This is a genomic window from Roseibium album, assembly GCF_001404515.1.
Lineage (GTDB): Bacteria > Pseudomonadota > Alphaproteobacteria > Rhizobiales > Stappiaceae > Roseibium > Roseibium album.
In genome coordinates, this window is sequence record NZ_CXWE01000013.1 from 30,925 (window position 1) to 57,352 (window position 26,428).

Sequence of the window (26,428 nt, forward strand, 5' to 3'; positions counted from 1 at the left end):
TTCACCGGGCTGCCTGGTTGTTCTCCGCGGCCTTCAGCACCGGCGTGATCTGTTCGCAAAAGCGGAAATGGACAGGTGGTCTTTCGCCCTCCTGAACGATCAGCCCGTTGGTACCGCGGGGCTGGACCGTGACGAGTTCGATCGACTGTGCACCATTGTTCAAGAGGCAGTTGATGGCCGCGCGTTGTGTATCCCGGCGTCCGAGTTCGGCGCCGTAAACCTGGCAGATCCGGTCCGGCATTTCCCAGAGCCCACGATAAATCGCCAACGCGCTCCCCGGTGCACTCCGGTCGATGCGTTTTGCCGGGCAATCTTCCAGATCCCGAACCCAGATACCCTGTGCAAAATCGGCAAAACGCAGATCAAGCGTCCGCCCCTTCAGAAGCGGTGCGGATCTCGGCACCTGGACCTTCAAATCACCCTTGGCCGCAAACGCAAGCCCCGGCAGTGCCAGGACCATGGCGGCGAGCAGCACACCCCGCAAACCAAAATCAAAATGCATAACCCCTCCAGGCTCAACGTCGCTCAACATAACCGTGCAATTCAATTCCCGAAACACGCAATTGCGCGAGAACGAGCAATGAACCCTGCTGAAAATCTTGCAACAAGCGAACAAAGATGGAACAAATACACAATGGCAAGCGATTTTCAACACTCTCCAGGCCGCATTCAGCTGGACGATCCGCTGATTGACGGCCGTCAATCGGAAACTGCTCTGAAAGTGTGGCGCGGAACCGCACGATTGCTGCGCCAACTCGATTTCGCCTGCCTTCCTGAAGTTACACTTGCCTCTAACCGGCGAGCGGACCTGCTGGCGCTCGGCCCCAAACACCAGTTGTGGATCGTCGAAGTCAAATCCTCGATCGCCGATTTTCGTGCAGATACCAAATGGCCCGACTACCGTCTGCATTGTGACCGGTTGTTTTTCGCGACCCACCCGGATGTTCCAGCAGAGATCTTTCCCGAAGAGGCCGGACTTATCCTGTCCGACGGATTTGGGGCGGAAATTCTGCGGGAAGCACCGGAACACAAGCTGGCGGCTGCCACGCGCAAATCGGTGACCCACCGCTTTGCACGCCATGCCGCCAACCGCCTGCACGACCTGTCCGACCCGGACGGCAGGCGGTTTTTCGAGGGTCTTTGAATATTTGTGTCAATAAATTCCGGGTGCATGTGTTTGTCATCCCGGTCGCAACGAGCCTGAAAGCCGAAACCCGGTGATCTGTTCGAAACGCCGGAGGCCAATCCTTTGCCTCGGATGGCCGGATCCCTGCCTTCGCATGGATGACAAACAACACGTTTCAGCGCACTGAATTGTCCGCATATTGGAGCTGCCTCGAACAAGCACAGTGCGTCTTCGAGGCAGATCAACTCAAACGAACAGGTTCACGAGGCTTTCCAGATATTCCTGCCGGCCAGACTTCGGCTGAGGTTCCAGGTCGGCTGCGTGGACACGGTCCGCGAGGGCTTCGAGCGACGAGCCACCATTCAGGATCTCCGCATTTTCCGGCTTCTGCCATCCAGCATAGCGATCGTCAACGAAGCCTTTCAGACGGCCATCCTCGAGGATCGCAGCCGCGGCCTTCAGGCCACGGGCAATGGCATCTGCCGAGCCGACATGAGCCTGGATGAGATCGACCGGATCGAGTGATTGACGGCGAAGTTTCGCGTCGAAATTGGTCCCGCCGGTCGTAAAGCCGCCCGCCATCAGGATCTCGTAATAGGCAAGTGCCAGTTCGGGCACGTTCATGCCGAAATGATCCGTATCCCAGCCGCACTGGTAATCATTCCGGTTCATGTCGACCGAGCCGAGAATTCCGAAGGACCGCGCCATGTGCAATTCGTGTTCGAAGGAATGACCGGCAAGAATTGCGTGTCCCTGCTCGATATTCATCTTGACTTCGTTTTCCAGGCCGTAGGCCTTCAGGAAACCGAATACCGTGCCGACATCGTAGTCATATTGATGCTTGGAGGGTTCCTGCGGTTTCGGCTCGATCAGGATCGTGCCGGTGAAGCCGATCTTGTGCTTGTATTCGACCACCATGTTAAGGAACCGCCCGAGCTGGTCGAGTTCCTGCCCGGCATTGGTGTTGAGCAGGGTTTCATAGCCCTCGCGGCCACCCCAGAGCACGTAGTTTGAACCGTTGAGCCGATGGGTCACGTCCATCGCATTCTTCACCTGGGCTGCCGCGTAGGCGAAGACGTCCGGATCGGGGTTTGTTGCCGCGCCCGACATGAAGCGCCGGTTGGAGAACATGTTGGCGGTGCCCCAAAGGAGCTTGATACCAGTGTCCGACATCTTGCGTTCGAAGATATCGGCAATCGCGTTCACATTGGCATTGCTTTCGGCCAGGGTCCCGCCTTCCGGCGCGATATCGCGATCATGGAAAGTGAAGAACGGCATGTCCAGGATCTGGAACATCTCGAATGCGACGTCGGCCTTGAGCCTCGCCTGATCCATCGGGTCACCACCAGCAGCCATCCAGGGCCGCAGAAAGGTCTCTCCACCGAAAGGATCACCACCCGGCCAGCAGAAGTTGTGCCAGTAACAAACGGCGAACCGCAGGTGATCTTCCATGCGCTTGCCGAGAACGACTTCGTCCTTGTTGTAGTGGCGATAACTCAGCGGATCCTTGCTGCCCGGTCCGGCGTATCGAATCGGCTGCAGATCGCCAAAGAATCCAGTGCTCATATTCATGCTCCTCAGAAGCCGGCTTGCTTGAATGCCGGATACAGATTGCGCCAGCGGCCATAGGCCTCGGCATAGTTTTCACTCAAGGAAGCAACGGGATCGATGCTTGCCTTGATTTCCGGCCTGGCGAAAATCCCGTCCGTTGTGCCGAGCACCGCTGCCTGACCAAGGCGCGCCGCGCCGAGCGACGCCCCGAAATCGCCGTCGACCGGAACATCGACCGGAACATTGAGCAGGCTGGCGATGATTTCGAGCCAGACGCGGGAACGCGAGCCGCCTCCGACCGCAAGCAGGCGGTCAATCCCGGTGCCGGCCACGCTGAGCGCGTCGAGGCAGTCCTTCAGGGCAAACGCAACGCCGTCCATAACGGCGTGTGTCAGCACGATCTCGTCGGTCTCGTGCGAAATTCCGGCAAACCCGGCGCGGATTTCGACATCATTGTGCGGCGTACGTTCGCCTCCAAGATAGGGTAGAAACGAAACCTGGGAGGGCCCCGAGACACCGGTCAATCCGGCCGTAAGCTTTTCCGGCGATGCCTTTACGACACGGGAAAGCCAGTTGAGGCTGTCGGTCGCCGACAGAATGACTCCCATCTGGTGCCATGTGCCTGGAACGGCGTGACAAAACGCGTGGACAGCGCCTTCGACATTGGGTGAAAATCGATCGTTGGTGACAAAGAGCACACCGGAGGTGCCAAGCGACACGAACGCCGAGCCGGGATCGACAGCACCGACGCCACAGGCAGAGGCAGCGTTGTCCCCGCCGCCGCCGGCGACAACCGGTGCGGTTTGCATCCCCCAGCGGTCGCGAAGATCCGCTTTCAGCGTTCCGGAACTCTCCGACCCTTCAACAAGGCGCGGCATTTGACGACGCGAGAGACCCGTTGCGGCGAGAAGGTCATCGCACCAGTCCCTTTTGGCGACATCCATCCAGAGCGTTCCCGCGCTGTCGGACATGTCGCCCGCATAGTCTCCCGTCAGCATGAAGCGGACAAAATCCTTGGGCAGGAGAACCATTGCCGTCCTTGCAAATATCTCCGGCTCGTTCTCGCGCACCCATTGCAGTTTCGGCGCAGTGAAACCCGGCATCACGAGATTGCCGCCCAGCGACTGAAACTTCGGCTCTTTGCGGGTCAGTTCTTCACACTGCTTACCCGATCTGCCGTCATTCCACAGCATGCATGGCCGAAGCGGATTGCCGGCCTCATCCAGAAGCGTTGCCCCATGCATGTGACCGGAAAGCCCGATGCCTTTGACAGCTGCCATATCGACCGGCGCCTGGTCCTTCAGCGAGTCCAATACCGTCTGGCAGGCTGTCCACCAGCTCCCCGGGTCCTGCTCAGACCAGCCGGGGAAGGGACGCTCGACCGTCAGGTCCGCGGTCGCGGAGGCGATTTGCGACTGATCCTCGCCAAGAAGGATGGCTTTGACTGAACTGGTACCTATGTCGAGACCGATATACATGAGGTGCGTTCCTCAAAATTCATCAAAAAGAAGGCCGATACCCGCTGAAGGGCCTCGGCAAGAGCATTGCCAGCTGTCCGCCTGATCCGACTGGAATGACCTGACAGGAGTGGGTTGCAGATCCGATCCGGAACCGGATCAGACCTGCAATTCCTTCCGGTTTAGCCGACCACTTCCTCGTCCACAAGCGCACCCGGTCCCGGAGTCGCCCCCGGTGGACACTTGCCAAGGATGATCATGCCAAGCACATCATCGTCGGTGACATCCGTTGTCTTCGCCGATCCGACGAGTTGGCCGTTTTTCATGACGGCCAGCCGATCGCAGAGCTGGAAAACGTCATGAATGTCATGGCTGATCAGGAAAATGCCGAGACCCTGCTTCTTCAATTCCTGAATCAATTCAGCCACCATTTGCGTCTCGTGGACACCGAGCGCCGCGGTCGGTTCGTCCATGATCAGGATCCTGGCGTTGAAATAGACCGCCCGTGCAATGGCAACCGATTGTCGCTGACCACCTGACAGGGCCTTTACCGGCGCATGGAACTTCTTGAAGTTCGGGTTGAGCTTGCTCATGATCTTGCGAGTTTCCGCTTCCATTGCGTCGTCATCGACGAAACCGAACGGCGTGGTCAGCTCCCGCCCGAGGAAGAGGTTTGACGCGGCATCGAGGTTATCGGCCAGCGCGAGCGTCTGGTAGATGGTCTCGATATTGTAGGAGCGGGCATCACGCGGCGAATGGATGTGCGCTTCCTCGCCGTTGATCATGATCTCTCCGCTGTCGGCCTTGTAGGCACCGGACAAGATCTTGATCAAGGTCGACTTGCCGGCACCGTTGTGGCCGAGAAGACCCACCACTTCCCCAGGATAGAGATCGACGGTTACGTGATCCACGGCGTGCACTCCACCGAAGGAAATGCACATGTTCTTCATTTCTACGAGAGGCGTATCCATGTCTTACTCCCCCGTGCGCTTGCGGTAGACGATGTCTACAAGAACAGCCAGCACCAGAACGACACCAACAACAATGTTCTGCAAAGGAGCATCGACACCGACCATTGCCATGCCGGACTGGAGTGACTGCATGATCAGTGCCCCCAGAATAGCTCCATAGATTGTGCCGACACCGCCGGAAAGAGCCGTTCCCCCAATTACCGCTGCGGCAATGACCCGAAGCTCGTCCAAAGTGCCCAGGTCATTGGTCGAAAATCCCAGACGGGCAGACGCAACCGCGGCCGCAAGCGCGCACAGACCGCCCATGATGGCGAAAATCTTGACCGTCAGAAACCGGGTGTTGATACCCGACAGTTCAGCTGCATCCGGATTGCCGCCGGTCGCGAAGATGTAGCGGCCGAGACGGGTTCGTCGTGCTGTCACCGTCATGGCCACCGCGACTAGAATGAGCAAGACCACCGAGTACGGGATACCGTATCCGATCTCCAGACCTTCCGGCATGGTCTCGCCTGCCGCCTCGAACATCCGCTTCAGACGGGCAGTCGGGATATGATACGCGTTTAGCGTCCCGACAAATCCCAGAATTGCGATTGATATGATTGCCCCGAGCGTGACTTCTGCCCAGACGGGTTTGACCGGAAAGCCATGCGACGCCTTTCGCCGCCTGGACGCAATCTGCAGCCAAAGCACAAGTGTGACGGCCAAGATGCCAAAAATCCAAGACGCACTTTCACCGAGTGTTCCGCCAATACCACCGAGCATTGTAAATGTCTCGTTGAGTGGACCTATGGTCTGACCGGACGTGATGAACCAAGCAACGTTTCTCCAGACCAGAAGGCCGCCGAGGGTAACGATGAAAGCCGGAATTCCGAGATAACCGATCATCCATCCCTGGAATGCACCGATGGTAACACCGACTATGATCCCCGCGATCAGCGCTAGAACCCAAATTGCCGGGTGGCCGAGGCCAAGGGCATCCGGGTGCGCCAGAATGTCTGTCTGGACAACCGCCATGACGGCGGCAACCGTCGCCAGCAGGGAGCCGACCGAAAGGTCGATATGTCGCGTGACGATGACGAAAACCATGCCGGTCGCCATAATAGCCACGGAGACCGTCTGGATCGTCAGATTGAATATATTGCGCGGTGTCAGGAAGCGGCCCTCTGTCACCACGTTGAAAATCAGGCACAGGACGATGAACGCCCCGATCATGCCCAAAAGACGGGTGTCGAGCTGCAGTGCGGCAAAAAAGTTTCGGGCTGCCGGGCCTTTCGGACCGGGCAGAGCTGTGTCGGACATCGAGGTAACTCCTGCTTGGAGACCATTGTGCATTCGCATCGGGTGGTCCGCCCGGGGAACTGCAGTCGCAGCGTTCCCTTCAATGGCCCCGGTTCTGCAACCGGGGCCGCGCGTTGGCGTTTCTATCAGTTACAAGGTGCCGGACCGTTGGAGACGCCCTGGCAAAGATCATCCTTTGTGATCCAGCCGGCATCGACCACTGCGCTCAGGTTGTCCTTGGTGATCGGAAGCGGAGCAAGGAATTTGGCTGTCAGCTCGGTGCCCGACGGTGAGGACCATTTTCCGGCACCGTCAACGTCGGTCATGCCGGAACCACCAGCAAGCGCAACCGCGATTTCACCGGCAGCCTTGCCGAGTTCACGAGCGTCCTTCCAAACGGACACGGTCTGGGTTCCCTTGGCAACACGGTTCAGCGCAGCGTGATCACCGTCCTGACCGGAAACCGGGATGCCATCCATGCCTTGTGCCGTCAACGCGGCAACGACGCCACCGGCAGTACCGTCATTGGATGCGACAACTGCGTCGACCTTGTTGTCGTTGGCCGTCAGGATCTGCTCCATGTTGCGCTGGGCGTTCGCCGGCAACCAGCCATCGGTGTAGGCTTCACCTACGATCTTGATGTCACCGGCATCGATCGCTGCCTGCAGAACTTCCTGCTGACCGCCGCGAAGGAAATCCGCATTGGGGTCGGTCGGTGATCCCTTGATCATGACGTAGTCGCCTTTCGGCGCAGCCGCCAGAACCTCTGCCGCCTGCATGCGGCCGACCTCGACATTGTCGAAAGTCAGGTAAAAGGCGCGGGAATCGTCGATCAGTCGGTCATAGCCGACGACGGGAATGCCTTCGTCACTCGCAGCCTGGACAGCCGGGCCGATGGCCTGTGCATCCTGAGCAAGGATGATAAGCGCATTCGCACCCTGGGCTATCAGTGCCTCTACATCCGAAAGCTGCTTCGCAGAAGAGCTCTGGGCATCGGCGGAAATGTATTTTGCACCGGCAGCCTCCAGGGCGGACTTGATGGCTGCTTCGTCGGTCTTCCAGCGTTCTTCCTGAAAGTTCGACCAGCTCACACCCACAACGACATCGGCAGCCTGAGCTGCAGTCATTGCGGTCGCGGACATAAGGGCGCCCGCCAGCAAAATGGTAATTTTACGCATCGCGATGTTTCCTCCGGTTGGCACGGTCTCCAGTTTCGCCGCGCCTGTAAATGCGTCTTGTTTGCGACCGGCAATTGTGCGCCGCCGCATATAGGACAACCTTGTTGCTATTTTTTTTGGTGTCCGAAAAAAAGTTGCAGGAAAGCGTGGCTCCTGTCAACATGGTTTTGCAAAACTCTTATTTCGGGAATTGAAACTTCTCGCAAAAACGGCGAAAATCCGGGAAAAATCCGGTTGGTGGAAACAAACAGGGAAGAGCTGAGCGCACATGACACGCAAGGCAGACCGGGATCAGATCCGGCGGCAAAACCGAAGTATTGTTCTCCAGGCCCTGCGCCGAGGAGGCTCGATGGCCCGGATCGATCTCGGCCAGATCACACGGCTCAGTCCCGCGACCGTGACAGCCATAACCTCGGACCTGCTTGACCAGGGACTTATCCTCAGCCTGGAAAGCGAGGAACCCAAAACACCGCAGGCACGCGGACGCCCCAGAACGCTGTTGAAACTCAATCCGGATGCCGCATTCATCATCGGCGCCCGGTTGTCGGTAAACAATATCGACCTGTCCCTGGTCGACTTTGCCGGCGAAGTGGTTCGTGAAAACCGCACAAAATTCGACAGCGCCGCTGCGGATGCGAGCAGTTTTCCGGAGATCCTGATCACCGCAATCAGCAACTTCCTCAAGGAGGCCGGTGTTCAACGGGGACGCGTACAGGAAATCGGCATCGCCGCTCAAGGTGTGGTGGAAACGGAAACCGGGCAGGTCGCATGGAGCCCTGCCTTTGCCGGTCGAAAAATCCCGATTGTCTCACCACTGCAGGACGCATTCGGTGCGCAGTGCTATATCTCCAACGATACCAACATGATCACCGAGGCCCTGCACTGGTCTGATCCGAACCGGTATAGCGGTACCTTTGCCGTCATCATGCTCGATTACGGTGTCGGCATGGGACTTTATCTGAACAACCAGCTGTTTTCCGGGGCAAGCGGAACCGCCGCCGAATTCGGCCACGCCAACCATATCCCCGGTGGCGCGTTGTGCCGGTGCGGCAAACGGGGATGCCTGGAGGCTTATCTCTCCGACTACGCGCTTGTGCGCGCCGCAACCCACCTGCCGGAAGATACCGATCCGATGACCATCAGGGCCGGTGTGCGCGGCCTCGCCCAACTGCTTGAGAAAGCGGCTTCAGGCGATGAAAACGCGCTCAAGGCATTTCACGAGGCAGGTCGGGTTCTTGGCTATGGCGTTGCGCGGGTTATCGCGATGATCGACCCGAAGCGGCTCGTTCTGACCGGCGCGGCCATGCGCGCCTTTTCCTTCATGGAGAAGGGCATGCAGGACGGGCTTGAAGAAGCCCTGGTTGCCGATCTGCGCAACAATTTTTCACTCGATGTCATGCCCTGGAACGAGGACTTCATTCGCAGCGGGCTCATCGCGCAGTCTATGGAACGTCTCGACAAGGACTTTTTGGGCGCGGCAGAAAGAACTGCAGAAGATGCGCCAAGACGGGACAACGCGGAGATGCCGGCGTGACCCCGGTCTCGAGAGCCGCCCTGTTGAGCCTTGTTTTTACACTAGTCTTTGACTCAAAGGTTCTGGCAGATCCCGACCTACCGCCCTGGAGCGAAAGGGCGATCCAGGACGATATCGACATCGAATCACTGGCTACCTCGGGCCAGGACCCCATCCCCCTGCTTCAAGCGCTCGGGGAGCATCTGTTTGCTGCCAAGTTCACCAGTCTGGACGGAGCGGGACGTCCCGACGCGACCGGAGCGAGCGTTCCAACCAAAGTGCGCCGGCAATCGCACCTCAGGTTTCAGCGGCTTGCCGGACCGGATGCAAATGCCTGCGCCTCCTGCCACAACGAGCCTGTCGTCGGGGGTGCGGGTGCTTTTACAGCAAACGTGTTCGTTTCAGAAGGATTTGAGAGCGCGGATTTCGATACGATCGACCCGCAGTTTTCCAACGAACGCAACACGAATGCGATCCAGGGCGCAGGCCTGATCGAACTGCTCGCCCGGGAAATGACCGCAGATTTGCGCCGCCAGCGACATGACGTGCTCTCCTTAGCGCGCCGCAACGGACGGCCGGAGACGGCAGATCTCGAAACCAAGGGAATATCCTTCGGCCGCCTGACGGCCTACCCGGACGGAACGCTTGATGTTTCGCGCCTAGACGGGATCGATGATGATCTGACCATCCGGCCTTTCAGCCAGAAAGGTGTGTTTGCCTCGCTTCGTCAGTTCACGGTCAACGCCATGAACGCCCACCATGGTATTCAGGCGAGCGAGCGTTTCGGCCCCAGATGGACCGGGACCGACGATTTTGACGCCGACGGTGTCTCGGCCGAAATGACACCTGGCCAGATTTCCGCGCTTGTCGCCTGGCAGGCAACGCTTCCGGCTCCGACACGCAAGAAAAACCTGCCGGATATCTGGCAGTCCGCCAGTACCAGGGGAGAGAGTGTCTTCGGCGAAATCGGCTGTGCCTCCTGTCATGTTCCGGCGCTGCCGCTTGAATCGCTGATATTTCACGATCCAGGCCCATTCGACACGGCCGGAACGCTTCGCCAGAGCGACATGGAAAAACCCCTCGCACTGGACCTTGCAACGCTGGACTGGATCAAGAGCCTGCCGCGCGACGAAAGGGGCCGCACACTGGTGCCGCTTTTCGGAGATCTCAAGCGCCACAAAATTGCCGATGCACAGAACGAGACTTACGGAAACGAACTACTCGCGCAGAGATTTGTTGCAAGAGACGTTTTCATTACGGCAGAACTCTGGGGGATCGGCAGCACCGCTCCATACGGCCATCGCGGCGACCTGACGACGCTCAACGAAGCAATTCTTGCCCACGGCGGCGATGCAACGCAGTCCCGGAAAGACTATTCGGCGCTTTCAGAAAGCGACCGGCAGTCCGTCATCGCCTTTCTGCGTAGCCTGGAGATCGCACAATGAATTTTTGGCATCTGTGCTCCAATGTGCTGCTGGGCCTTGCGGCGACCACCGCTTTCAATAGCACGGGACATGCCGACAACCGAAGGACCTCACAGGCACCGGTTCCCGTCTTTGCGGAAGAAGCAGGGGCAGCCGGCATAAATCACACCTATGATGGTGCATGGGAGTTTTTTGTGGGTGGCGGGGTCGCGGTCTTCGACTGCAACGGCGACAGACGTCCCGACCTTTTCCTCGCCGGCGGCAACAATCCGGCGCAGCTTTTTGTAAATCAAAGTGCGTCGGGCGGTGCCTTGCGTTTTTCACCGAAGGAGACCGGTCTGAGCGGAAAGCAGTCCGCGAAGGTTCTCGGTGCCTATCCGCTCGACTTCAACAACGACGACCGGCTGGATCTCGTTGTATTGCGCCTCGGCGAGAATCTTCTGCTGGAAGGCAAGGGCGACTGTACGTTCGAAATTGCCAATCGAGCGCTTGGATTTGACGGAGGCCGCGAATGGACGACTTCCTTTTCCGCGACATATGAAGCCGCCAGCGACCATCCGACGCTCGCATTCGGAAATTACGTCGATCGCTCCCAGCCCGGATCTCCGTGGGGCACGTGTCATGACAACTTTCTGTTCCGGCCGGAACTGTCTGCCGCGGGACAGGTTAGCTACCCGAATCCCGTCCGTCTTTCACCCGGTTACTGTTCACTTTCAATGCTGTTCACCGATTGGAACCGGTCAGGTGAACAGTCCCTGCGCATCTCCAACGACCGGCACTACTATCGTGGCGGACAGGAGCAACTGTGGGCAGTTTCTCCAAACAGACCCCCTCGTCCCTTCCGCAAGACCGACGGTTGGCAGCACCTGAAAATCTGGGGAATGGGCATTGCGTCGATCGATCTCGATGTCGACGGATTTCCCGAATACGCGCTCACAAGTATGGGTGACACCAAATTGCAGACGCTCGATGTCGAAGCGGATGAAACAGTGCCGGTTTATCAGGACATCGCATTTGACCTCGGCCTGACCGCGCACAGACCCTATACCGGCGACGATCTGAAACCTTCCACGGGATGGCATTCGGAATTTCAGGACGTAAACAATGACGGGCTCTGGGACCTTTTCATTGCCAAGGGCAACGTTGAAGCCATGCCGGATTTTGCCGCCTACGATCCTGACAATCTGCTGATCGGGCAATGGGACGGAAAGTTTGTCGAGGCCGGCGATGTTGCTGGAATTGACCTTGACCGTCGGGGCCGAGGAGCCGGTCTTGCCGACTTCAATGCCGACGGACTTCTGGACCTCATTGTCGTCAATCGTGCCGCTCCGGTCAGCCTGTTCCGGAATCTGGGAGAAGGGACCACCGCAACCGTCAAGCCGCTCGGCAACTGGATTGCTATCGACGTTCGCCAGCCCGGCCGCGCCAATACGCGGGCTGTCGGCGCGAAGATCAGTGTGAAGACCGGGAACCGGACCGTCGTGAAAGACATCCAGATCGGCGCGGGTCATGCGTCCGGTCAACTCGGCTTTGTGCATTTCGGCCTCGGTGTTGCGGAACGGGCCAATATCAGGATTAAATGGCCTGACGGTGACTGGAGCCACGGCTACCGCGTTTTCGCCAATGGTCACGTGATCATTGAACGGGGTGCGGAAAAGGCACACCTTTGGTATCCGGAATGAAACAGCGACACCTGACGCAGAACTTCGTGTCATGGCGGCCACTTGAAACAATCCGGCTTTTTTTGGGTATAACCTGAAACAAGATCGCAGGCTGCCCTTCCATGCGGCGCTTCGGCCACATTTCACGCTATTGTTGCAAGTGTTTGTTCATCGGCGTTTTATCGCTTCCGGTTAAACGGGCAAGTTTACGGATAGCGGTTTCGCGTAGCCGAAAGTGGGCCGTGACATGTTTTTTGGATTTCTTATCGGAGCCATTCTTTATGGCGCCTTCACATTGGTCGTCTTGATTATCTCCTCGGCGGAATTGCAGGAAAGCTGCACCAGCACGGCGTCACGACTGGCGCGTGTTTTTTTCATGTCCGTCTTCTGGCCGGTCACCATCGTCATTCTCACGATCGGGGTTCTGGTGACGCGCCTGGGCATTCAGTCCTTTCGCACCGGGCAATCGCAACGCTTCGGCTTGACGCACCGCCCATATTGATCGGCGCAAAAATCACCACCAAAACGACAAGCCACTTTGCCGCCAACACATTTTGGTGACTGAAGCCTTCTATGGTGAAAATTTAATCAGGCTCGCTTTTGCGCCTAACTCACTGTGATTTAAGCAATTTAATCTTTGAGAAAAATACTCAAGTTTTTAATTGTTCTAAAAATATTTGACTAACTGTTCAAATTTTTGCCCAATAGGGACATGAGCCTTCTCAAAAAATGAAGAAGGCCGTCTTGAAAAACGATCGCCAACCTTCCGGAGATCTACATGACCCAGTCAAAAGCCGGCCCGGACATCGCACCCGGACGCCTGCACGAGGACGCATATTCAGAGAACTTCAGCGACCTGCATCCGTTGCTGGAGCCGCACGAAGCTCAGGTCGAGGCCGACCGCTGCTACTTCTGCTACGATGCACCTTGCATGCAGGCGTGTCCTACAAGCATCGATATTCCCCAGTTCATTCGGCAGATCTCGACCGGCAACCCGGACGGGTCCGCCAAAACCATCTTCGAGCAGAATATCCTCGGAGGCATGTGTGCCCGTGTCTGCCCGACAGAAACCCTGTGCGAACAGGTTTGCGTCCGCGAGGTTGCCGAAGGCAAACCGGTGAAGATCGGACAGCTGCAGCGTCACGCCACCGACCACTACATGGCCGGGCACGACGCGACCCCGTTTGACCGCGCAGCCGCCACCGGCAAGAAAATTGCGGTGGTCGGAGCAGGACCGGCCGGACTGTCCTGTGCACACCGCCTGGCCGTACATGGCCACGATGTCACACTGTTCGATGCACGGGACAAGGCCGGCGGTCTGAACGAATTCGGAATTGCGTCCTACAAGTCGGTCGACAATTTCGCACAGCGTGAAGTGGACTTCGTGCTCTCCATTGGCGGTATAGAACTCAAGACGGGAATGCGTCTTGGCGACAACCTTGATCTTGCCGAGCTCAGAGCAACACATGATGCCGTTTTCCTCAGTGTCGGGCTTGGTGGTGTCAATGCACTCAACAAGGAACACGAAAGCCAGAACGGTGTTTTGAGTGCCGTCGACTACATTTCCGACATCAGGCAGGCCGAAGACCTCGCGCGGCTTCCAGTCGGCCGACACATCGTCGTCATCGGTGGCGGCATGACCGCCATCGACATCGCTGTCCAGAAGAAACTGCTGGGCGCAGACGACGTCACGATCGTCTATCGTCGCGGGCAGGAGCGCATGAACGCGTCCCGCTATGAACAGGAGCTGGCGCAAACGTCCGGCGTCAAGATCCTGACAAACGTGCAACCGCACAGGTTGGTCGTCGACAACGGACATATCAGTTCCATCGAACTTGAACGAACCTCAACCGACAAAGACGGTGCCCTCAAGGGAACCGGCGAGTACCTCACGCTTGCCGCCGACATGGTGTTCAAGGCGGTCGGTCAAACCCTCGTTCAAGAAGATCTGGATGCGTCGATCACGATCGAAAAAGGACGCATCGTTGTCAGCGCGGACCGCAGGACCAACCTCGACGACGTGTGGGCCGGAGGCGACTGTGCACTCGGCGGTGAGGACCTGACGGTCACGGCTGTTGAAGATGGAAAGATCGCGGCGGAAAGCATCCACACTGCCTTGAGCGAACAAGCGCACGCTACTACGGAATCAAGGGAGAGGGTCCATGGCTGATCTGCGCACAAACTTCATCGGAATCAAGTCGCCAAATCCGTTCTGGCTGGCCTCGGCCCCGCCGACAGACAAGGAATACAACGTCGTTCGCGCCTTCAAGGCCGGTTGGGGCGGCGTCGTCTGGAAGACGCTCGGCGAAGATCCGGCGATCGTCAATGTCAACGGTCCGCGCTACGGCGCCATTCACGGCAAGGACCGCCAACTGATCGGCCTTAACAATATCGAGCTGATCACCGACCGGCCGCTGGAAGTCAACCTGCAGGAAATCAAGCAGGTCAAACGCGACTGGCCGGACCGTGCCCTTGTGGTCTCGCTGATGGTTCCCTGCGAAGAGCAGAACTGGATCAACATCCTGAAGCGCGTCGAGGATACCGGAGCCGATGGCGTCGAACTCAATTTCGGCTGCCCTCACGGCATGAGCGAACGCGGAATGGGTTCCGCTGTTGGCCAGGTTCCCGAATATATCGAGATGGTCACCCGCTGGGTGAAGCAGCACTCGCGCATGCCCTGTATCGTCAAGCTGACACCAAATATCACGGATGTCCGCAAGCCAGCACAGGCAGCAAAAGCCGGTGGTGCCGATGCCGTATCGCTGATCAATACGATCAACTCGATCATGGGTGTTGACCTGGATATCATGTCGCCGTCGCCATCGGTTGACGGCAAGGGCGCCCATGGCGGCTATTGCGGACCGGCGGTCAAGCCGATCGCGTTGAACATGGTGGCCGAAATTGCACGCGATCCGGTGACACACGGTTTGCCCATTTCCGGGATCGGCGGCGTTACAAACTGGCGCGATGCAGCCGAATTCATGGCACTGGGAGCCGGTTCGGTGCAGGTTTGCACAGCCGCGATGACCTACGGGTTCAAGGTCGTGGAAGACATGATCGAAGGGCTCAGCGACTGGATGGACAGCAAGGGCCATACATCTGTCGACCAGTTCATCGGCAGTGCGGTCCCCAATGTCTCGGACTGGCAGTATCTGAACCTGAACTACATCGCCAAGGCGAAAATCGATCAGGATCTCTGCATCCAGTGCGGCCGCTGTCACATCGCCTGCGAAGACACCTCGCACCAGGCAATCACGAACATGGTCGACGGTGCACGCCGCTTCGAGGTGATCGATGAAGAATGTGTCGGCTGCAACCTGTGTGTCAGCGTCTGTCCGGTGGAGGATTGCATCACCATGGAGCCTATGGCCGCCGGCAGCATCGATCCCCGGACCAAGAAGGTGGTCGACAAGGACTACGCCAACTGGACCACACACCCGAACAATCCAATGGCAGTGAAAGACGCCGCGGAATAAATTTCGCGGCAACGGTCTTCCAGCGCAGGCAAGTCTCAGGACTGCCTGCGTTTTTTCATTCAGACCGGCGTTGATGTCGGCCTGCCATGTCGTTAGCGTGAACAGACACGGACACGAGGTGGGCTCACATGCAGGATTCCCGTCTGCTTCTGGCAGCATCGATCGGCCTATGCGCGATCATCGGCATTTGGGGTGTGGTCGATCCAGCCAGCTTGCAGAGTATCGCAAAGACAATTGTCGACCAGTATTTCGTCAGCCGCGGCTGGTTCGTGATGTTGTCGGTCACAATCATGCTGCTGTTCTGCCTGGGCCTGACATTGACACGGTTCGGAGACGTCCGCCTTGGTGCGGACACGGACCGTCCGGAGTATTCAACACCCACATGGATCGCCATGCTCTTTGCTGCGGGCATGGGTGTCGGTCTCCTCTTCTGGGCCGTTGCTGAACCGCTCACCCATTTTTACGTCGCCCAGGAGCACATTCCGACGCCTATCGCTGCGGAGCAGGCATTGCTTGCAGCCAATTTCAACTGGGGCATTCATGCCTGGGCGATCTACGGCACAACAGCACTTACAATCGCCTATTTCAGTTTCCGGCGTGGAACGCCGATGCTGGTCAGTGCGCCAGTCAAGAACCTGTTCCCGGGTGAACGCTGGGCCAGCATGGTTGGCTGGTTTTCCGATTTCATGGCGATTGCAGCCATTGCCATCGGCGTTGGCGGTTCCGTCGCCATGGGCGTGTTTCAGGTAGCCGACGGCGTTACCGTGCTGTTCGGTGGTGAAACAACGTCCGGTTATCTGGTCGGGGGCGTCTTTCTTGTCATGGTTGCCGCCTACATACCACCGCTGCTGGTCGACCTCGGCAGCGGGATGGCACGGCTGTCCAATATCGCGATGGCCCTTGCCATCGCTCTGGTCGCCTACACCATCATCCTCGGTCCATCGGAATTTCTGCTGAATTCCATCATCGGCGGGATCGGCACCTACATTTCGCAAGTGATACCGCGCGGCCTGCAGACCTTTACGTTCTACGGTGACGAAACCAATCAGTGGTTCCGGGACTGGACGCTGACCTATATGGTCTGGTGGATCGCCTGGGGGCCATTTGTCGGCGTGTTTGTCGCCCGGATTTCAAAAGGACGCACGATCCGTGAGTTTGTCCTGGGCGTGCTGATCGGCCCAACGCTGTTTTCGACCATCTGGTTTGGAGCATTCGGTGGCGTTGGTCTCTACGAAACGATCAACGGTCAAGGCGAACTTCTGGCCCTGACACAGACCAACGTGGAGCGCATGACCTTCGCATTGCTCGACCGGTTACCGTTCGCCACGCTCACGACCCTCGCGACGATTGCCGCGGCGTTTCTGTTTATCGTCACCAGTGTCGTCAGCGCCGCCTTCGTGCTCGGAACTTTCTCCACCGGCGGCAACCCGGACCCAAGCGCAAAGGTCAGGGTCATCTGGGGCGGCCTGCTGGGCATGCTGGGAGCTGCAATGATCCTGTCGGGCTCGATGAACGCGGTCAAGACACTGATCGCGCTCGGTGCCTTGCCGTTTGTATTTATTACCGTGTTGCTGATGACCTGCCTGACCAAGGCACTGCTGCAGGACAGCAAGGGAAAGAAAGGCAGTGATGCGATTTAAGGGCTTTTTTCTCATAGTACTTTTAATACAGAGCATATCTATGCCGTCTGCCGCGCAAGCGTGCAGGATCGCAAGCAGTGAAACCCAGACTTTTCTAAGCTATCTGCCAACTGCCGCAGCCAATGAAGATGTCATCGCGCTCGTTTCCATTGAGGAGAAATCTGTCACTCACGAGAAGCCGTTCTTGAAAGTTAAGGTGATCAAGTCCATGTCGGGCGTGACGAATGGACAGTTTCTAAATGTTGCCTGGGCGCGCCATTCCTGTTCTCGTGACCTTAATGCTTCAACAGGAAAAATGTACTTCATTGCAGGCTCTATTGATCAAAACAACCTGTTTCACGGTGAGTGGAAACAGATCCCAGAACTCGGCGTGTCTGCGTCAGGCCAGCCCTCAAAAGTGTCATGGCCTCCTAAACCAAGCTATCTTCTAAAATAGAGAAAGGTGCAACATGCTGATCGGTGATCCGGTTGATACTCTGCTCAATATCGGGACCTTCGCCTTCATCGGAGCGATGATCTGGATCCTGATGCGCAAGTCGCCGAACTGACTTGCCAGCCTACTACAAGGGAAGATCGGGACGCGTCAGCATCAGCCAGACGATGGCAAGGACCGCAATGAAAGCCGGAAAACCGCAGACGAACCAGATCCGGTAGAGCCTCTGGTATTCCGCCGGAAGCTCCTCGCCGGCAAGTGCGGCACTTTTCGCCAGCCGACGCAGTCTGATCTGGATCCAGACCACCGGAAGCCAGAACAATCCGACGATCACGTAAAGGCAAAGGGAAACCAGGACCCACCCTTCCAGGAGCGGCCAGCCGACTTCACGTGTCAACAGATAGCCCGTTATCGGCTGAAAGACAGCCGCGGTTGCCGTGAAGACCGTATCGGCCAGGACGACGATCCCTGCAACATGCGCAATCAGGACAGGATCTTGCGTCCGGTTTGACATGACCATGAAAAATGCGATGCCTGCCCCTGTTCCCAACAGAACACAAGCGCCGATCACATGCGCAAATCGAAGGAGCTCGTACCACATCAGCGATCCTCCAGAACCAGCGTGACAAGGAGCGCGAGCACCATTGATGGCAGAACCTTGACAAACACCCCCAACGGATCGGCCCAAAGATGCGGTGTCAGCAACGTGCCGGCTGCAAGGTAACCTGCGGAAACCGCAATCATTCCCAGACAGGCAGTTTTCGTCCAGCGCCGGAAGAGAACCGCGACACCGAGCAACAGATCCGCCATCGATCCACCGAGGACCGCGGACCCGGCAAATCCGCCGGACATACCCTGGCCGGTAAGCACGGCCTTGGCAGCACTAAATGAAATCAATCCAAAAACACCTGACAGGAGCCAGAACAATGACAGGCATCCGATCGCCAGCGGCAGCATCAGATAAAGCCGCGCGAAACTGCGTTCCTGCACGGTCGCGGGCATTTGTGCCAGTGATTCACCGAGGGCCCTGAGCGACACTCCGCCCAAGCTTTTCCAGATTTCCGGATCGCCTGTTATTCCGGATTCGAGCGATAAAAGCGCATTGGTCCTGAGCGGTGAGCGCCAGCCCAGCCAGCCGAGAGCGTCCGCGCACCGTCCCGACAAGGTCAACATCCATCCCGGGATTGCGACCTGGGTTGACCAGGCGGGATACCCAAGCCAGGCGCGCAATTTGGCGGTCAAGTCGGGAAATGATTGCCGCCCCTCCTCGGCAAGCTCAGCTACAAAGCAGCCTCCAAGTTCGCCCTGGGCCACCTGCACAACAGCTTTTGCCAGGTCATCTACGTGGATCGTCTGGACCTGCGCATCCGGGTAAATCTTCGGCCCGACCAGGGGAAAGGCAGCGGCAGCTCTCAAAAGGGCGGTTCCCCCATAGGCTTGCGCCCCGAATACCAGTACCGGCCGCAAGACAACCCAGTCCAGCCGGGAGGACATAACCCTGGCATCGCCCCTGGCTTTGCTGCGAAAGAACTCGGTCGGCGCCTGATCCGACACGCCCGCTGCGGAAATCTGGATGAATTTCGTCCTGGTTCCCTCAAGCGCCTCGCACATGGCGACGACCGCCGTTTCGTGGATCGCCGTCAGATTGTCACGCGTTCCGTCCTGAAGCGCTCCCGATGCGTTCACAACGATGTCCGCTTCAGAAAAAATATCTTGCCAGTCGCACACTGTCGCCGTGGCGATGTCACGGATTATCCAAACGAGATCGGGGAGAATTTTTTGTGCTGTACTGAGCGAACGCCCGACCCCGCATACCGAAAATCCTTCCTGCTGCAAAGCACGCACGCAAGCAGCACCAATGAACCCATAGGCTCCAAGAACGACGGCTTTCTTTGTCATCAGCAATGCCCTGGCAGTTCAGTTCGCGGCCATGTCCCGAATTCGAACACCCGTCTAGTAAAACACAAAAAAGGCCGCCTCATCGGGCGGCCTTTTCACGCATTGCTTCATGCCCGACCCAGGGTCAGAGCTTGTCGGTCACGGCTGTCGACGTTGCACCTTCCGGTTCCTTCGTGATGACCGGGTCGGAGCCACCGGCCAGCAGCGACTTCACGGTACGGTCATAGGCACTCATGTCGAGCTTGCCGTCAGATCCGTCAACCAGCTTGACGATTTCCCCGACCATCCGGACCTGATGTTTTTCGGTCTGGGCGCCTGTCGCGTCGTTTTCCAGAACGATTTCAGCAGCTTCTTCCGGATTTTCGGCGGCGTAGGCCCATCCCTTCATCGACGCACGCACGAACCGGGCAAGCTTGTCGACCATCGCAGGATCGTTCAGGCTTTCATCGAGGACATAAAGTCCGTCTTCCAGTGTCGCGACACCCTGGTCTTCATACTTGAAGACGACCAGTTCGTCAGCGGGGATCCCCGCATCAATGACCTGCCAGTATTCGTTGTAGGTCATCGTGGAAATGCAGTCGGCCTGCTTTTGCAGAATCGGGTCAACGTTGAAGCCCTGTTTCAGAACCGTGACACCACCGTCGCTTCCGTCAGTCGGAATCCCGAGCTGGCTCATCCAGGACAGGAAAGGATACTCGTTTCCGAAGAACCAGACACCAAGCGTCTTGCCCTTGAAGTCTTCCGGCGACGAAATACCGGTGTCCTTGCGGCAGGTCAGCATCATGCCGGACTTCTTGAACGGCTGCGCGATGTTGACAAGCGGCACGCCCTTTTCGCGTGATGCCAGGGCAGACGGCATCCAGTCGATGATCACGTCGGCACCGCCGCCAGCAATCACCTGTGGAGGTGCAATGTCAGGTCCACCCGGCTTGATCGTCACATCAAGATCTTCTTCTTCGTAAAAACCCTTGTCCTTTGCGACGTAGTAACCGGCAAACTGGCCCTGTGTGACCCATTTCAGCTGAAGTGTCAGTTCATCGGCAGCCTGGGCTGCTCCGGAAATCAGACCCGCTCCCATCACAGATACAAGTGCAAGACTTTTAAGTGTCTTCATTGCCATTCCCCTACTGGTTATGGACCCGACTCGATCAGCGGGGTCCTTCTCTGGTTTTTTTGTTCGCTGCAGACCCAATCATCATGCGATTCGCAACCGTTTCAATGGGACGCAGCACATTGATCTCCATATGGACACCGGGCATTCTGCCTTCTGAGTGTCCACGCGCTGACCAAATGGTCAAGAAAATCTAGAAAGGTGCTGCATCACCGGTCAAGGTTATTTTTTGATCACGGGCCATTTGGTTGCTCATTGTGCATCAAAATTGCCTTTTTGCGCGCTTTGCCGCAGTCAATTGTCTCCACATACGTAGCTTACCAACACCGTGGAACAATTGTTCCAGTGCGCCTTGCCGCACGTTTTTACAACCGACTGTGCCGCGGGCGACTTCAGCCAACATGTCGCCGGTGGATATCGAAACAAATCAGAGAGTTGTAGAAATGAAAACGCTATTCCTATCCCTTGCTGCCAGCCTGCCGCTGGCACTTGCCACGACCGTGGCCTCGGCAGCGCCAAATAGCCTGCCGACCTTCGACAAAACGCAGACTGCGATCGTAATCACTGATCCGCAAAATGACTTTCTGTCGCCTGAAGGCAAGCTTTACGGGCTTGTCGCCGAAAACCTGGCCGAACTCGGCACGATCGAGAATATCGAAACGCTGATGAAGACGGCAAAGTCGCAAGGCGTTGCATTGGCAGTCGACCCGCTGGTCTACACAAAAATCGACATCGACTGGTCGAACGCCGGTGCCTTACAACGCCAATTGCTGGACATGAAGGCGCTTTACCGGGATTCGCTCGACGGTCCGGAAGGATTCGAAGGGTCCGGAGCCGACTTTTTCGAACCATTCAAGCAGTACATTCACGACGGTGAGACCATCGTTGTCGCGCCTCACAAGATGTATGGGCCGGAAAGCAACGACCTGATCTATCAGCTGCGGGCACGCGGGATCAATACGGTGATTCTCGGTGGGCTCGTGGCCAATTTATGTGTCGATTCACACATGCGTGCGCTGATGGAAAACGGCTTCAAGGTCTATGTCGTCAAGGATGCTGTCGGAGCACCCGGCAGCGAGGCATACAATGCCGCACTGGTCAATTATGGCATGATCGCCAACGGTGTTCTGACAACGAAGGAAGCCGCCATGGCCCTTCAAAACTAGAACACCCAGCGCCAGAGAGATGGACGGGCTCACTGGCGTTTTTCATAAATACGACGCCTTACCCAATCAGGCTTCCGATCCATGAAATGATTATGCAATTCATATGAATTTTGATTGAAGCTCCTGAACAGGAGTTTGTGATGCCTGATGGGTATTTCTTGCTCAGCGATGAGCAGTTTTCGGGGGATGTGGTCGCTTTTGCGGACCGGCACACAGGGCGATAGCGGCTACGACAGAAATGCAGCCAATTTCCTGTCCGCTATCTGCATGTTGCAACCGTTTGCTATTGGCTGTGTTTCTGAAACCTACTCTGCTGAACATTTAGTGAGCAACATCTTGTTAAATTCTTCGACTTCGTGATTGGGAGCCAAAAAACTGGAATCGAAATGATAGCTTGAAGCTATAAAGTATGCCAATCTACCACCTTTTTCCAATTGATTTGATAATTTTTCTTCTGGCACACCCAGAACACCTTTGCTGAACGATAAAAAAAATCCAAAATAGTATTCACTTCCACAGCTATACCTAAAATCATTCAATGTATAATACTTCGCTACATAGAACGCCAATCTATCTACCGATTCCAAATTGAATTTACCTTCAGTTTTTTCTATGTATTCAGCGGGAAATAGAATAATCAATGAAAAAAGTGCGAAAATCAAAGCAACAATCGGACATACCAAGTACTTAATTCTCATCTAAACTTAGATCCAATAAGCAAACGAACACAATAGATTCGAATTTCGCCGATTTGCAAAAACAAAGATACCGCGATGAAGACGGCGGAATCCACCAGTTTACGCTTCATGAAGCGATCATCCACAAAGCTGTGCACGCCCTTCAATACGAAAATGGATGACTACCAACTTTGGCGTGTGAAGAAAGTACGGGGTTTTGGTGGTTGTCCATCCTCAAATGCCTGCGCCAGTGACTATGGATAGCGGGCCGGTTCAGCCGCTCTCCGTCCAGCAGTTCGACGATATGCCCCGGAACAACCCGATTGGTCTTCAGAACAACTCCGCATCAAGTGAATTGAAGCTGAACCGGAAAGCCCGCAAGGCGGAAGCTGCCCGGCAAAGGAGAAGCACGAAGGCACAACAGAATGCGGACAAAGCCTTGGGCACGCTGCACTAATTACTGATTGCTATGACCACGGGCAATCCGCCCGTTGCACATCATAGATTGATACAAAAAGTTTCTTTTTAGTAGAACATGTTCGTCAGTCTGCTTCTGTCGCCCGGATCAAGGCCTTCAAGCGGTCTTTGTCCAGAATCGTGATCCGTTTGGGCGCAAGCGATATCAGGTTCTGAACCGCGAGGTTGCGCAACAACCTGGAAACAACTTCACGCAGTGTACCGAGGTCACGGGCAAGCCGCTCTTGCGACAGGCATACAACTCCGGTTTCGTCCGACCGGGCCAACAACAACAGGATCAACCGGTCTTCCTGTGGCAGCCTCATGGTCTGCTCAAGGCTGCTCAAGAGGGAAAAGACCCGTCCGGAGAGTTGCTCGAACAGAAACCTCTGAACAGCCTGGTCCCTCGCAAAGAGTTCCCTGAAAACCGCGCCTGACAAGGTGAGAAACTCCGCGCCCTGCGTATCCGCAGCAGCCCAGGCGGGATAGGGCATCTCTGAAAACAGGCTGTTCAGGGCAAGAACGCAGCTTTCTCCAGGCTCTATCCAGTACAGCGTCCCCTCGCGGCCTTCCGGATCAATGTAATAGACGCGGATGCTGCCCGACTTTACCAGATAGACACCGTTGACGGCGTCACCCGGATGCAGGATGTCATTACCTGGCGCAACGACGGCTTTTGAAATGTTGTTTTTCAGATAGGTCAGCGTTTCCGGCTGCATGCCGCTCGCAAACGGTATGATTTTTTCGATGTCATTGTCCATGTGAGTAACAATCAGTCAGGTTTTCGGGGACCTGACGCTCGCTCCCCTTCACCTCGCAAATCAGGAAATCAAGCCTGATTCATGCGAGTCGGCGCAGCATGCAGGTTCCGGTTGATCTTCTCCAACAGGTCCTTGCGTTCATTGCTCCCGTCCGCCGAGTAGTTGAGGTTCTTGAACGTTGATGTCTGTTCGGTGAAGAACGTCCGGACGGCATCCTTGTCCCCGAAGGCGAATTCGGTCGTCGCGATCCTGTAGACGAGGTCGAAGGTTTCCTGCTGGCGTGTCAGTGGAGCGGAAACGTCGACGTCGTCGAAGGCATCCTGCTGCAGATAGACCATGTCCAGGAACAGCGCTTTTTGCTGAAGCACGAAATCCTCGGTCGATATGCCCTCCTCCCCGGTGACCTGCATCATTCGGGTGATCTCGTCGCCCTTGCGCAACAATTCGATCATCTCCTCAACACGCGGCACCCAGTCCGGGCCGATGTTTTCCCGGTACCAATCTCCGAGTTGGCCTTGGTATCTGGACCAGGACAGCAAGGGGTCGACCGCCGGATAAAACCGCTTGTAGGCGCGCTCGGACGACAGACCAAGGAAGGTCTTGACGGTGCCAAGCGTGGACTGGGTGACAGGTTCCTCAAAGTTGCCGCCCGCGGGTGAAACCGTTCCGATCATCGTGAGACTGCCGGTGTCACCGGTTGCGGTCTTCAGGACACCCGCGCGCTCATAAATTCCCTTGATGGCAGAGTCGAGATAAGCCGGGAATGCCTCTTCTCCCGGGATCTCTTCAAGACGGCCGGACGTTTCACGCATTGCCTGCGCCCAACGCGACGTGCTGTCGGCAATCAGAAGCACGTCATACCCCATCTGACGGTAATATTCGCCGAGTGTAATCCCGGTGTAGATCGACGCTTCCCGGGCGGCCACAGGCATGGAAGACGTGTTGCAGATGATCACCGTGCGGTCCATCAACGTGCCGTCACCTGACGGGTCCGGCTGATGCGGAAATTCCGTGATGGTCTCAACCACTTCCCCGGCACGTTCGCCGCAAGCGACCACGATCACGATGTTCACCGCCGAAAAGCGGGAAATCAGCGACTGCAGAACGGTCTTGCCGGCACCGAACGGTCCCGGGATGCAACCCATCCCGCCGCGCGCAATCGGAAAGAACGTATCGATCAGACGTAGTGTGGTGATGAGAGGTTCGCGCGGATAAAGCCGTTCGCTCTGCCCGGACCTGACAAGGCCCTCCGGTATGGCCCGGCGAACCGGCCAGTGCTGTACCATGGTCAGATCACGTGTCTCGTCCCTGTCGTTCCTGAGCGTGATGACGACCTCGTTGATTGTGAACGTTCCTTCGCGCACCCGTTCAACCGACCAACTGCCGGTCAGGGTGAACGGCGCCATCACCTTGTGCTCGAAACGGCCCTCGGGGACCGTCCCGAGTGTATCGCCCGCCATCACGGGATCGCCGGCCTTGACCTTGGGTTCAAAGGCCCATTTCCGCTTCTGGTCCAGCGCGTTGGTCAGAACACCTCTTGGCAGGAAAAATCCGTGCTCTGCCGCAATGTCCGCAAGCGGGTTCTGCAATCCATCGAACACCGTGCTGAGCAATCCCGGTCCGAGCGCGACGGACAGCATTTCACCGCTCTGGATTACCTTGTCACCGACCCTCACACCGGCGGTGCTTTCGAAGACCTGCGCTTCGGCCGACTTGCCGCGCACTCGGAGCACCTCGGCCTTCAGATATTCGCGTGGTTTTCCCTCCCGCTCCGGCCCGTGCGGAATGATGTAGACGACTTCGTTCTTGATCAACGGCGCGTTCTCGAGCGGAGCAAGCGTGACGAGGTCATCCTGGACTGCAATGATCTCGGCAGTCGGTTCGGGAAGCTGAACATGGCTGGTCACGAGGTGGCTCCCTCAAACGCGAATGAGTTGTCTGTCGGAAATTCTGTGACGGCAGGGTCGATGCCGGATGGAGAACCGTTGCCCAGCGCTGCCTCAACAAGGGTCGCAAGTCGGTCCCTTGCGTCGTCTTCGTTGTAACGTGACCAACGTTCGACAATAACCCAGCGCAATACGTAGATCGCGACGGCTTCGAAATCGAACTCGTGCAGCGCGCCGAAGTGGTCCAGTTGACGAAAAACCTGGGTCAGGGTCAAACGTTCCATGCCGATGTGATCGCCCGCCTGCAGGAAGCGATGCGCATCCGAGATCCACGGCATGAAATGCCCGAGGCCAAACGCGGGATCGCTCCAGTTGGCCTTGATCCGGCCGCACCAGCGACCGTAGCCCCAGGAAGCAATGTCACCGGCTGTTTCCTGGCCGTCGCGCCTCCGGCGAAGAGCCGCGATCAGGGTGCGGGTTTCCATGCGCGTTCCTACAAGATGCTGCAGATCCGGATAGTCCTTCAAATCATTGACCACCTGGTTTGCGCGACGGATCACCTCAAGGTCCTGGTCGTATTTGGCGACGCCTGCCCAGGCAGTGATTTCCACCAGTTCCTGCAAGAGCCCTGTGTGCTCCGCTTCCAACATCGACATGCGCTGCTTCAACCGGAACTCGGAGATCGGCACGCTTTTGCGCGTGAACAATTTGCCCAGATCGGGAAGACTGGTGACAAGTGCGATATATTGGTGCGGTTGCGACAT

General features: G+C 57.1%; 23 protein-coding genes. 10 read left to right on the forward strand and 13 right to left on the reverse strand.

Going from position 1 to position 26,428, the window contains the following annotated elements:
• Nucleotide 1: 1 nt before the first annotated feature.
• Nucleotides 2-502, reverse strand: a complete 501-nt coding sequence (locus LA5095_RS29255; RefSeq protein ID WP_055391569.1) for a hypothetical protein — start codon at nt 500-502, stop codon at nt 2-4.
• 132 nt (nt 503-634) lie between these two features.
• On the opposite strand from LA5095_RS29255, the gene LA5095_RS29260 reads away from it, so the two are divergent.
• Nucleotides 635-1,144 (forward strand): MmcB family DNA repair protein, encoded by a 510-nt coding sequence (locus LA5095_RS29260; RefSeq protein WP_055391570.1) that lies wholly within the window; start codon nt 635-637, stop codon nt 1,142-1,144.
• Nucleotides 1,145-1,372: 228 nt separating this feature from the next.
• Here the strand turns inward: LA5095_RS29260 and xylA are convergent, their stop codons facing one another.
• The 5 genes from xylA to xylF all read right to left on the reverse strand — a co-directional run bounded on the left by xylA (nt 1,373) and on the right by xylF (nt 7,561).
• Entirely contained in the window at nt 1,373-2,692 is a 1,320-nt protein-coding gene (gene xylA / locus LA5095_RS29265; protein ID WP_055391571.1) for a xylose isomerase, read from the reverse strand.
• An 11-nt stretch (nt 2,693-2,703) separates the two neighbouring features.
• Nucleotides 2,704-4,155, reverse strand: coding sequence for a xylulokinase (gene xylB / locus LA5095_RS29270; RefSeq protein ID WP_055391506.1), 1,452 nt, complete (start codon nt 4,153-4,155; stop codon nt 2,704-2,706).
• A gap of 161 nt (nt 4,156-4,316) precedes the next feature.
• Nucleotides 4,317-5,084 (reverse strand): ATP-binding cassette domain-containing protein, encoded by a 768-nt coding sequence (locus tag LA5095_RS29275; RefSeq protein ID WP_055391507.1) that lies wholly within the window; start codon nt 5,082-5,084, stop codon nt 4,317-4,319.
• A 24-nt stretch (nt 5,085-5,108) separates the two neighbouring features.
• The gene (locus LA5095_RS29280) at nt 5,109-6,404 is read right to left on the reverse strand and encodes a sugar ABC transporter permease (protein WP_055391508.1); all 1,296 of its coding nucleotides are present in this window, start codon (nt 6,402-6,404) and stop codon (nt 5,109-5,111) included.
• A gap of 125 nt (nt 6,405-6,529) precedes the next feature.
• Nucleotides 6,530-7,561: a D-xylose ABC transporter substrate-binding protein gene (xylF, locus tag LA5095_RS29285; protein ID WP_055391572.1), complete on the reverse strand. Its 1,032-nt coding sequence runs from the start codon at nt 7,559-7,561 to the stop codon at nt 6,530-6,532.
• 268 nt (nt 7,562-7,829) lie between these two features.
• Here xylF and LA5095_RS29290 point away from each other — a divergent pair, with 268 nt between their 5' ends.
• The 8 genes from LA5095_RS29290 to LA5095_RS29325 all read left to right on the forward strand — a co-directional run bounded on the left by LA5095_RS29290 (nt 7,830) and on the right by LA5095_RS29325 (nt 17,711).
• Entirely contained in the window at nt 7,830-9,095 is a 1,266-nt protein-coding gene (locus LA5095_RS29290; protein WP_055391509.1) for an ROK family protein, read from the forward strand.
• Nucleotides 9,092-10,519: a di-heme oxidoredictase family protein gene (locus LA5095_RS29295; protein WP_055391510.1), complete on the forward strand. Its 1,428-nt coding sequence runs from the start codon at nt 9,092-9,094 to the stop codon at nt 10,517-10,519. The genes LA5095_RS29290 and LA5095_RS29295 overlap by 4 nt, the downstream gene beginning before the upstream one ends.
• Complete coding sequence (locus tag LA5095_RS29300) at nt 10,516-12,180, forward strand: CRTAC1 family protein (protein WP_055391511.1); 1,665 nt, start codon at nt 10,516-10,518, stop codon at nt 12,178-12,180. The genes LA5095_RS29295 and LA5095_RS29300 overlap by 4 nt, the downstream gene beginning before the upstream one ends.
• Nucleotides 12,181-12,406: 226 nt before the next feature.
• Nucleotides 12,407-12,661, forward strand: a complete 255-nt coding sequence (locus LA5095_RS29305; protein WP_055391512.1) for a hypothetical protein — start codon at nt 12,407-12,409, stop codon at nt 12,659-12,661.
• A gap of 276 nt (nt 12,662-12,937) precedes the next feature.
• Nucleotides 12,938-14,329 (forward strand): NAD(P)-dependent oxidoreductase, encoded by a 1,392-nt coding sequence (locus LA5095_RS29310; RefSeq protein WP_055391513.1) that lies wholly within the window; start codon nt 12,938-12,940, stop codon nt 14,327-14,329.
• Complete coding sequence (gene preA / locus LA5095_RS29315) at nt 14,322-15,635, forward strand: NAD-dependent dihydropyrimidine dehydrogenase subunit PreA (protein ID WP_055391514.1); 1,314 nt, start codon at nt 14,322-14,324, stop codon at nt 15,633-15,635. Before LA5095_RS29310 ends, preA begins: the two co-directional genes overlap by 8 nt.
• A gap of 128 nt (nt 15,636-15,763) precedes the next feature.
• Nucleotides 15,764-17,275 (forward strand): BCCT family transporter, encoded by a 1,512-nt coding sequence (locus LA5095_RS29320; protein WP_055391515.1) that lies wholly within the window; start codon nt 15,764-15,766, stop codon nt 17,273-17,275.
• 40 nt (nt 17,276-17,315) lie between these two features.
• A complete protein-coding gene (locus tag LA5095_RS29325) occupies nt 17,316-17,711 on the forward strand; it encodes a hypothetical protein (protein WP_055404504.1) in 396 nt (131 codons plus the stop codon).
• 124 nt (nt 17,712-17,835) lie between these two features.
• Here the strand turns inward: LA5095_RS29325 and LA5095_RS29330 are convergent, their stop codons facing one another.
• The 3 genes from LA5095_RS29330 to LA5095_RS29340 all read right to left on the reverse strand — a co-directional run bounded on the left by LA5095_RS29330 (nt 17,836) and on the right by LA5095_RS29340 (nt 20,721).
• Nucleotides 17,836-18,309 carry a DUF2269 family protein gene (locus tag LA5095_RS29330; RefSeq protein WP_055391517.1) on the reverse strand — a complete coding sequence of 158 codons (474 nt, stop codon included), beginning with the start codon at nt 18,307-18,309 and terminating at the stop codon, nt 17,836-17,838.
• Nucleotides 18,309-19,607, reverse strand: a complete 1,299-nt coding sequence (locus LA5095_RS29335) for an SDR family oxidoreductase (protein WP_055391573.1) — start codon at nt 19,605-19,607, stop codon at nt 18,309-18,311. Before LA5095_RS29335 ends, LA5095_RS29330 begins: the two co-directional genes overlap by 1 nt.
• Before the next feature lie 124 nt (nt 19,608-19,731).
• Entirely contained in the window at nt 19,732-20,721 is a 990-nt protein-coding gene (locus LA5095_RS29340; protein ID WP_055391574.1) for an ABC transporter substrate-binding protein, read from the reverse strand.
• A gap of 440 nt (nt 20,722-21,161) precedes the next feature.
• On the opposite strand from LA5095_RS29340, the gene LA5095_RS29345 reads away from it, so the two are divergent.
• Nucleotides 21,162-21,884: a cysteine hydrolase family protein gene (locus LA5095_RS29345; RefSeq protein WP_055391575.1), complete on the forward strand. Its 723-nt coding sequence runs from the start codon at nt 21,162-21,164 to the stop codon at nt 21,882-21,884.
• Between the two features lie 305 nt (nt 21,885-22,189).
• On the opposite strand, the gene LA5095_RS29350 is transcribed toward LA5095_RS29345, so the two are convergent.
• From LA5095_RS29350 to LA5095_RS29370, 4 genes are all read right to left on the reverse strand, one after another.
• A complete protein-coding gene (locus tag LA5095_RS29350; RefSeq protein ID WP_055391518.1) occupies nt 22,190-22,582 on the reverse strand; it encodes a hypothetical protein in 393 nt (130 codons plus the stop codon).
• 521 nt (nt 22,583-23,103) lie between these two features.
• Nucleotides 23,104-23,778, reverse strand: a complete 675-nt coding sequence (locus LA5095_RS29360) for a Crp/Fnr family transcriptional regulator (RefSeq protein ID WP_055391520.1) — start codon at nt 23,776-23,778, stop codon at nt 23,104-23,106.
• Nucleotides 23,779-23,846: 68 nt separating this feature from the next.
• Nucleotides 23,847-25,685 carry a V-type ATP synthase subunit A gene (locus LA5095_RS29365; protein ID WP_055391521.1) on the reverse strand — a complete coding sequence of 613 codons (1,839 nt, stop codon included), beginning with the start codon at nt 25,683-25,685 and terminating at the stop codon, nt 23,847-23,849.
• Entirely contained in the window at nt 25,682-26,428 is a 747-nt protein-coding gene (locus LA5095_RS29370; RefSeq protein ID WP_055391522.1) for a hypothetical protein, read from the reverse strand. Before LA5095_RS29370 ends, LA5095_RS29365 begins: the two co-directional genes overlap by 4 nt.